The following is a 7,206-nucleotide window of genomic DNA, read 5'->3' as shown; positions in this document are numbered from 1 at the left end:
CGCCGGAACGCCGTCAGCCGTAGAGCTCTTCAAACTTCTCGATCGAACGCTCGATGTCACCCTTGACCGCGCGGGTGGCCACCATTCCGATCGGTCCGAATAAGGGCTTGCCGCCCAGATCGATTCGCACGGTGAACCTGCACCCGGACGCGGTGGGAGCGACGGTCATCTTCAGTGCGTATCTGGTGCCGCCGACGCCCGCGCCGGTGATCTCGAGTAACCGCGGCGGATCGAGCTTCTGCACCGTCCAGGTGACCCGATTGCGCAAGCCCTTTGCGCCGGCGACGCCGACGATCGTGGTGCCCACCTCGAGTTCGTCGGGCAGGTCGGAGCGCCACCCCTCGTGCATCACGAGCCAATCGCCGAGTTCGGAGAGGTTCGACGCATGGTCCCATGCCTCGTCGGGGCTCAGCGTCAGTTCTCGGGACAACTCGAGTTTGGCCACCCGCGAATGCTAACGGGGCATAACCTGTCGCCGTGGCGCAAGCTCCACGAACGCGATACGCGAAGTACGGTGACAACGAGATCGCCTATCAGGTCTTGGGCGATGGGCCGGCTGACATCGTCGTGATACCAAGCCCGTCCATCCCGATCGACTCGGTCGATGACCAACCGTCGATGTATCGCTTCCATCGCCGACTGGCCTCCTTCGGCCGGCTGATTCGGTACGACCAGCGCGGCCTCGGGCTGTCGTCACGCCTGCCGTCGAACGACGTGATCAGCGCCGCCTTCTGGGCCGAGGACGTGATCGCGGTGATGGACGCGGTCGGATCCGAGCAAGCGACGATCTTCGCGCCGACCTGGGCGGCTCCGACCGGCATCACCGTCGCCACCACTCATCCTGAGCGGGTGCGGAACTTGGTTCTCGTCAACGGCGCTGCGCGCGCGTTGTGGGCCGAGGACTACCAAATCGGCGCCAAACCGACTCTGTCCGAACCGTTTCAGTCGCTGGCAATGGAGCCCGACGCGGTCGAGCAAGGCGTCGACGTGCTTCGCATTCTCGCGCCAAGCGTCGCCGACGACGAGACGTTCCGGACATGGTGGGATCGCGCCGGCAATCGCGCGGCCTCGCCGAGCATGGCCCGCGCGTTGTCCAAGGTCGTCGCCGACGTCGACGTGCGCGATCTGCTTCCGAGCATCACCGTGCCCACGCTAATCGTGCACCGGGAAGACGCGGTGTTCGTACCCGTCGGGCACGGCCGCTACCTCGCCGCGCACATCCCCGGAGCCCACTACGTCGAGCTGCCCGGTGCGGACGTGCCGTACTGGGTGGGCAACGCCGGGCCGATGCTCGACGAGATCGAGGAGTTCGTCACCGGTGTGCGCGGTGGCGCCGACGCCGAAAGGGTGCTCACCACAATTGTTTTCACCGATATCGTCGGCTCGACGCAGCGTGCCGGCGCGCTCGGCGACGACCGCTGGCATGACCTGCTCGACAAACACGACAGCATCGTGCGTCACGAGCTGCGTCGGTTCGGCGGTCGCGAAGTCAACACGGCCGGTGACGGATTCGTCGCGACCTTCACCAGCCCAAGCGTCGCGATCGACTGCGCGGACGCCATCGTCGACGCGGTCAAGGTGCTCGGCATCGAAGTTCGGGTGGGGATCCACGCGGGCGAGGTCGAGGTGCGCGGAACCGACGTCGCGGGCATGGCGGTGCACATCGGTGCGCGGGTCGCCGCATTGGCCAGCGCGAGTGAGGTGTTCGTGTCGTCGACCGTGCGCGAGATCGTTACTGGTTCCCGTCGCACGTTCATCGGACGAGGCGAGTATCAGCTAAAGGGAGTGCCGGGGATCTGGGCCGTATTCGCGTTGGAGCGCCAGAACGTGACGAGCCGACGGTAACGTTCGCCCATGCCAGCAGCTGAGCAGGACTCCGCGCCCCCCGCCGAGCGCACGTTCTTCGGACACCCGATCGGGTTGACCAACCTGTTCGGAGTCGAACTGTGGGAACGGTTTTCGTTCTACGGGATGTTGGGCATTTTGGCTTACTACCTGTACTACTCGGTCACCGACGGCGGTCTGGGCCTGTCGAAAGCGACCGGTACCGGCATCGTCGGCGCCTACGGCGGGCTGGTCTATCTGTCAACTGTGCTCGGCGCGTGGATCGCTGACCGGGTGCTCGGCATGGAGCGCACGGTGTTGTACGGCGGTGTCGTGGTCATGGCGGGCCACATCGTGCTGGCAGTGGTGCCCGGCCTGGTCGGTGTCGGCATCGGGTTGGTTCTGGTGGCGCTCGGCAGCGGTGCGCTGAAAGCAAATGCGTCGTCGCTGCTGGGGACGTTGTACGACAAGGACGACCCACGCGCCGACGGCGGATTCACCCTTTTCTATCTCGGGATCAACCTGGGCGCGTTCATCGGCCCGTTGATCACAGGGCTTCTGCAGTCACACATCGGATTTCACGTCGGCTTCGGCGCCGCCGCGGTGGGCATGGCCACCGGGCTCGTTCAGTATGTCGTCTTCCGCCGCAACCTCGGTAGTCACGGACGCGAGGTGCCGAATCCCCTGCCGCGCAGCGCGATCAAGTGGGCGGTAGTGCTGCTCATCGCCGGCGTCGCCGTGATCGCCGCCGCGGTGGCGCTGCGCGTCGTCACCCTGTCGAACCTGTCCCAAGTGACCACAGGCGTCATCGTCGTGGCAGCCGTGGCGTACTTCGTCACGATGCTCAACAGTCCGCGGGTGACGGCGACCGAACGCACGCGAGTGCGTGCGTTCATCCCGTTGTTCGTTGCCAATGCGGTGTTCTGGTCGCTGTTCCAGCAGATCTTCACCGTCCTGACTGTGTATTCCGACGAGCGGGTGAACTGGTCGATCTTCGGCTGGCCGGCGCCGCCGAGCTGGGTCAGCTCATTCGAGCCGGTCTGGATCATCGCGTTGGCTCCGTTGTTCGCAGCACTCTGGACTCGGCTGGGCACGCGCGCGCCCACGACCCCGCGGAAGTTCGCCTACGGCGTGATCGGCATGGGTATCGCGTTCCTGTTGTTCCTGCCGATGGCCCCGACGACCGGCAAGGCCGTTCCCGCGCTGGTGGTGTTCGCGATCTTCGGCGTGTTCGCGGTTTCCGAGCTACTCATCTCGCCGATCGGCCTGTCGGTGACGACAAAGCTTGCGCCACAGGCGTTTCGCTCGCAGATGATGGCGCTGTACTTTTTCTCGGTCGGGTTCGGCACGTCGATGTCGGGAGTGCTCGCGCGTTACTACGACCCGGCCCACGAGTTCGCCTATTTCGGCGTGACGGGCGCAGTCGCGATTCTCGCGGGTGGCGTTGTCGTTGCGCTCTCGCCGTGGGTGAGCCGCCGGATGGAGGGCGTGCGGTAGCGGGCTCAGAATTCCTTGTGCGGCACGTCCGCTACGAGGCCGCCGTCCATGACGTACTCGGACGCGGTGGAGAACGACGACTCATCGCTGGCGAGGAAGACGACGAACGTCGACACTTCCTCGGGCTTGCCTGCGCGGCCGAGCGGGGCCTTCACCATGTCGTCGGGCAGATGCTTGGTCATTGGCGTGCGGATGAACCCGGGATGGATCGAGTTGACCCTGATGTTCTGCGGTGCGAGCTCCAAGGCTGCCGATTTCGTCAGGCCACGAACACCCCATTTGGACGCCACATACCCGTGTACCCAAGCGGCGCCGCGCAGCCCCTCGATCGACGAGACGTTGATGATCGAGCCTCCGCCGGCCTCGATCATCGGGTCGATCACCGCTTGAATACCGAGGAAGGTCCCTGTGAGGTTGACGTCGAGCACCTGCTGCCACTTCTTCAGGTCGTGGGATTTCAGGGGCCCCAGGGCGACGGTTCCTGCGTTGTTCACCAACACATTGAGCTTGCCGTACGCGTCGATTGCGGTGGAAACAGCCGCTTTCCAGTCGTCGGGCTGCGTCACGTCGAGATGGACGTAGCGCGCGGCGTCGCCGATATCCTCGGCGAGTTCCTTGCCCTTGTCGTCGAGAATGTCGCCGAGCACCACCTTGGCGCCTTCGGCGACCAGCATGCGCGCATGAGCCTCGCCCATGCCCTGAGCTCCGCCACTGATCAGTGCGACTTTTCCGTCCACGCGTCCCATGACGCGTCACGCTACCTCAGGAACTAGAACCTGTTTCAGAAAGGGTCTCCTGCAATCCGAACACGCCCTTGCCCGTCACCAGCGGCAAATCCAGTGTCGTCCTGATTCCCGGCTCCGCGGTCAGGACGGCTGGAATGGCGTTGACGATCCGCCCGGCGGCTCCGACGATCGCAGCGTGATTGTGGTCGCCCTTCGTGCTCGTCGGGCAGACGTCGACCGTGTACGACGGTTCCCCGACGATTTCGACGCGGTAGGAGCCGCCGGGCTGCGCCGGTTGTGGCCAGTCGGGACGCAGGTCTTCGCGCAGTCGCGTGGTGTGCTCGACGACGATGGCCGGCTTTCCCCCGACCATGCCCCGGATCTCGAAATGCAGTGCGGCAACCGTGCCTTCGGAGACATGCCCGGCCGCGATGTCGAATGCCTCTGGCGCCGGCTCGCGCTCGCACGAGTCAGTGATCTCGTCGAGCGTGATCCCGAGGCCGGCGGCCATCTGGCGGATCGCGCATCCCCACGCGATGCCCAGAACGCCGGGCTGGAACAGAATCGGCACTTCGTCGAGCGACTTGCCGAAGCCCATCACGTCGAACATGACTGTCGCGCCGTCATAGGTGGCGTAGTCGGCGATCTCGCTGCAGCGGACCTGCTCGATGCGCTGACACGTGCTTGCCAGGGCGAGCGGAATCAGGTCGGTGGCGAAACCCGGGTCGACGCCGTTGATGAACAGACTCGAATTGCCTTGCCGCGCAGCGTCCTCGAGTGGCCCGATGTACTGGTCCGGCAGCACTCCCCACGGGAACTGCAACACCACTGGCGACGACCCGACGACGTTGATGCCCGCGGCCAGGATGCGGCGGACGTCGTCCATTGCGGCAGGCAACCTGTTGTCCCCCATCGCGCAGTACACGACGCAGTCAGGGTTGGCGGCGATCACCGCGTCGAGGTCGTTGACGGCAGCCACCCCGACGTGCCCGGACAGGCCCGCGAGTTCGGCCGCGTCCTTGCCGACCTTGGCATCAGACGAGACGCACAGCGTGGTCAGTTCGAACTCGGGGTTGATGAGCAGCCCCCTCAGCGCGAGACGACCGACGTTTCCGGTGCCGACGTGAGCGACACGAATGGCCATGCGATCTCCTCGTGGTTGCGTCCCTATCTCGGCGCACGGTAACAAGTCGCAGGAGGCCGGTTGTCTGCCGTGGTCATTAAGCTTCGATCATGGCCACACCGTCACCGCCGGTCGCACCGGTGCCCGACGCTGTGGCGGCCATCGCCGCGGGTCCGGCAGGCCCGCAGATCGGGGCGTTTTTCGACCTGGACGGAACGCTGGTCGCCGGGTTCACGGCAACGGCTCACGCGAGCGACCGGATCAAGCGCAGGCAGGCCTCTATCGGCGAGATCCTCGGCGTTCTTGAAGCTTCCCTGAGGTACCGCCTGGGCCGCATGCAGTTCGAGCGGCTGCTGGTGCGTGCCGCGGGATACCTGCGAGGTCAACTGCTCTGCGACCTCGACGAGCTCGGTGAGCAGCTCTTCGTGCACGACGTCGCGCACCGCGTCTACCCGCACATGGCCGGGATCGTGTCGGCGCACCAGCGCCAGGGCCACACGGTGGTGCTGAGTTCGTCGGCGCTGACGATTCATGCCGAGCCTGTGGCGCGCCACCTGCAGATCACCGAAGTGCTGTGCAACCACTTCGAGCTCGACAGCGGCGACGCGCTGACCGGACGAATCGTCAAGCCCGTCATCTGGGGGCCGGAGAAGGCTGCCGCGGTCCAAAGGTTCTGCAATGCCAATGCTGTTGATCTGCAAGAGAGTTACTTCTACGCAGACGGTGACGAAGACGTAGCGCTGATGTCACTGGTCGGCAATCCGCGGCCGGTGAATCCTCGTCCAGGGCTTGCGGCGAAGGCTGCGCAGCGGGGTTGGCCGGTCTTGCGACTCGTCAGGCCCGCGCCCCGCAATACCCGTCTCGGAGTGGCTGCGGTCGCACGATACGTCGTGAGCACCGCACTGCGCCGCGCCTGATGAGCGTGGCCACACTCCTGCAGACCGTCTGCTCCGGGTTCTTGCTTGCCGTGCTGTGGATGGACCTGATTTTCGACAGTCAGGTCGTCGGGCACCGCCACGTGACTGCCTTGCCCGAGCCCGTGCTGGGGGCGATCGCCGGCTACTACCGCCGCGCCACCACCACGTCGCGGCCGATGAGCTTCCTCATCTCGGTTGTGATGGTGACGTTGCTGGGCGCGTTGGCATTTCGTGCGGCATCAGGCCAGGATCCCGCGTGGCTGCTGGCGGCATTCTTCGCGCTCGCCGGCGCGCCGATACTGCTGGCGCTTGCCCGCACCGTACGCAACGCGGTCCGGCTCGGCACGCGGGAGGACACACCCGAGGATCAGAGCAGACTCGCGCGGATGGTCTTCACCGATCACGTGGCCTGTTTCGGGCTGATGCTTGGATTCGTGGTGCTGCTAATTTCGACGTCGTGACCAACACACTGGATGACCCGAATGTCGCCCATGCGCTCCAACGCATGTACCGCGAGAGCAAGGAGCAGATGACCGCGCTGTACGAGAAACACGACGCGCTGGTCACCGGCGCTTCCACTGCCCAGGAAAGGGCCGACGCGCTGAGCGACTTCTACCTTCCGGTCGACCCTGACGCCGGCCGGTTGCTGTACGCGCTGGTACGCGCCAGCCGACCCGACACCGTCGTCGAGTTCGGCATGTCGCTCGGCATTTCCGGAATCCACCTCGCTGCCGCCGTGCGCGACAACGGCTCGGGCCGGGTGATCACCACCGAGCTCAGTGCCGCGAAAGTGGCCGCCGCGAAGCGGACCTTCGCAGAGACCGGGTTGGATGATCTGATCACCGTCTTGGAGGGTGACGCACTCGACACCCTCCAAACACTGGACGGCCCAGTGGGTTTCGCGCTCCTGGACGGCTGGAAGGACTTGTACACCCCGGTGCTGAAGCTCCTGGAGCCGCGACTGTCGCCGGGTGCGCTGGTGGTGGCCGACAACACCGAGATGCCCGAGACTCAACCGTACGTCGACTACGTCCGCGATCCAGCCAACGGCTATGTCAGTGTCAGCTTTCCCGTGCGCGATTCAGGCCGCATGGAAATCAGCTGCCGCGCAAGCGCTTAG

The 7,206-nt window shown here is 65.4% G+C and carries 8 protein-coding genes; 5 read left to right on the top strand and 3 right to left on the bottom strand.

Features of this window, described 5'->3' with window-relative positions:
• Positions 1 to 13 precede the first annotated feature (13 nt).
• Positions 14 to 445: a type II toxin-antitoxin system Rv0910 family toxin gene (locus tag QOH60_RS17650; RefSeq protein WP_526422677.1), complete on the bottom strand. Its 432-nt coding sequence runs from the start codon at positions 443 to 445 to the stop codon at positions 14 to 16.
• Between the two features lie 32 nt (positions 446 to 477).
• Between QOH60_RS17650 and lipJ the strand changes: the two genes are divergently transcribed.
• Both lipJ and QOH60_RS17640 read left to right on the top strand, forming a co-directional pair.
• Positions 478 to 1,845, top strand: a complete 1,368-nt coding sequence (lipJ, locus tag QOH60_RS17645) for a bifunctional lipase/adenylate cyclase LipJ (protein WP_526422675.1) — start codon at positions 478 to 480, stop codon at positions 1,843 to 1,845.
• A gap of 9 nt (positions 1,846 to 1,854) precedes the next feature.
• Positions 1,855 to 3,321 carry a peptide MFS transporter gene (locus QOH60_RS17640; RefSeq protein WP_526422673.1) on the top strand — a complete coding sequence of 489 codons (1,467 nt, stop codon included), beginning with the start codon at positions 1,855 to 1,857 and terminating at the stop codon, positions 3,319 to 3,321.
• A gap of 5 nt (positions 3,322 to 3,326) precedes the next feature.
• Here the strand turns inward: QOH60_RS17640 and QOH60_RS17635 are convergent, their stop codons facing one another.
• On the bottom strand, positions 3,327 to 4,067 hold the full coding sequence (locus tag QOH60_RS17635) for a glucose 1-dehydrogenase (RefSeq protein ID WP_526422671.1): 741 nt from the start codon (positions 4,065 to 4,067) through the stop codon (positions 3,327 to 3,329).
• Positions 4,068 to 4,083: 16 nt separating this feature from the next.
• Positions 4,084 to 5,190, bottom strand: coding sequence for an NAD(P)H-dependent amine dehydrogenase family protein (locus tag QOH60_RS17630; RefSeq protein WP_526422669.1), 1,107 nt, complete (start codon positions 5,188 to 5,190; stop codon positions 4,084 to 4,086).
• Positions 5,191 to 5,279: 89 nt separating this feature from the next.
• Between QOH60_RS17630 and QOH60_RS17625 the strand changes: the two genes are divergently transcribed.
• From QOH60_RS17625 to QOH60_RS17615, 3 genes are read left to right on the top strand one after another with little or no spacing between them, the layout of a single operon-like run.
• On the top strand, positions 5,280 to 6,086 hold the full coding sequence (locus QOH60_RS17625) for an HAD family hydrolase (protein WP_526422667.1): 807 nt from the start codon (positions 5,280 to 5,282) through the stop codon (positions 6,084 to 6,086).
• A gap of 5 nt (positions 6,087 to 6,091) precedes the next feature.
• Positions 6,092 to 6,547: a hypothetical protein gene (locus QOH60_RS17620; protein WP_526422665.1), complete on the top strand. Its 456-nt coding sequence runs from the start codon at positions 6,092 to 6,094 to the stop codon at positions 6,545 to 6,547.
• Positions 6,544 to 7,206, top strand: a complete 663-nt coding sequence (locus QOH60_RS17615; protein ID WP_526422662.1) for an O-methyltransferase — start codon at positions 6,544 to 6,546, stop codon at positions 7,204 to 7,206. Before QOH60_RS17620 ends, QOH60_RS17615 begins: the two co-directional genes overlap by 4 nt.

Source organism: Mycobacterium sp., assembly GCF_032159765.1.
GTDB lineage: Bacteria > Actinomycetota > Actinomycetes > Mycobacteriales > Mycobacteriaceae > Mycobacterium.
This window is presented reverse-complemented; position numbering and strand designations above follow the sequence as displayed.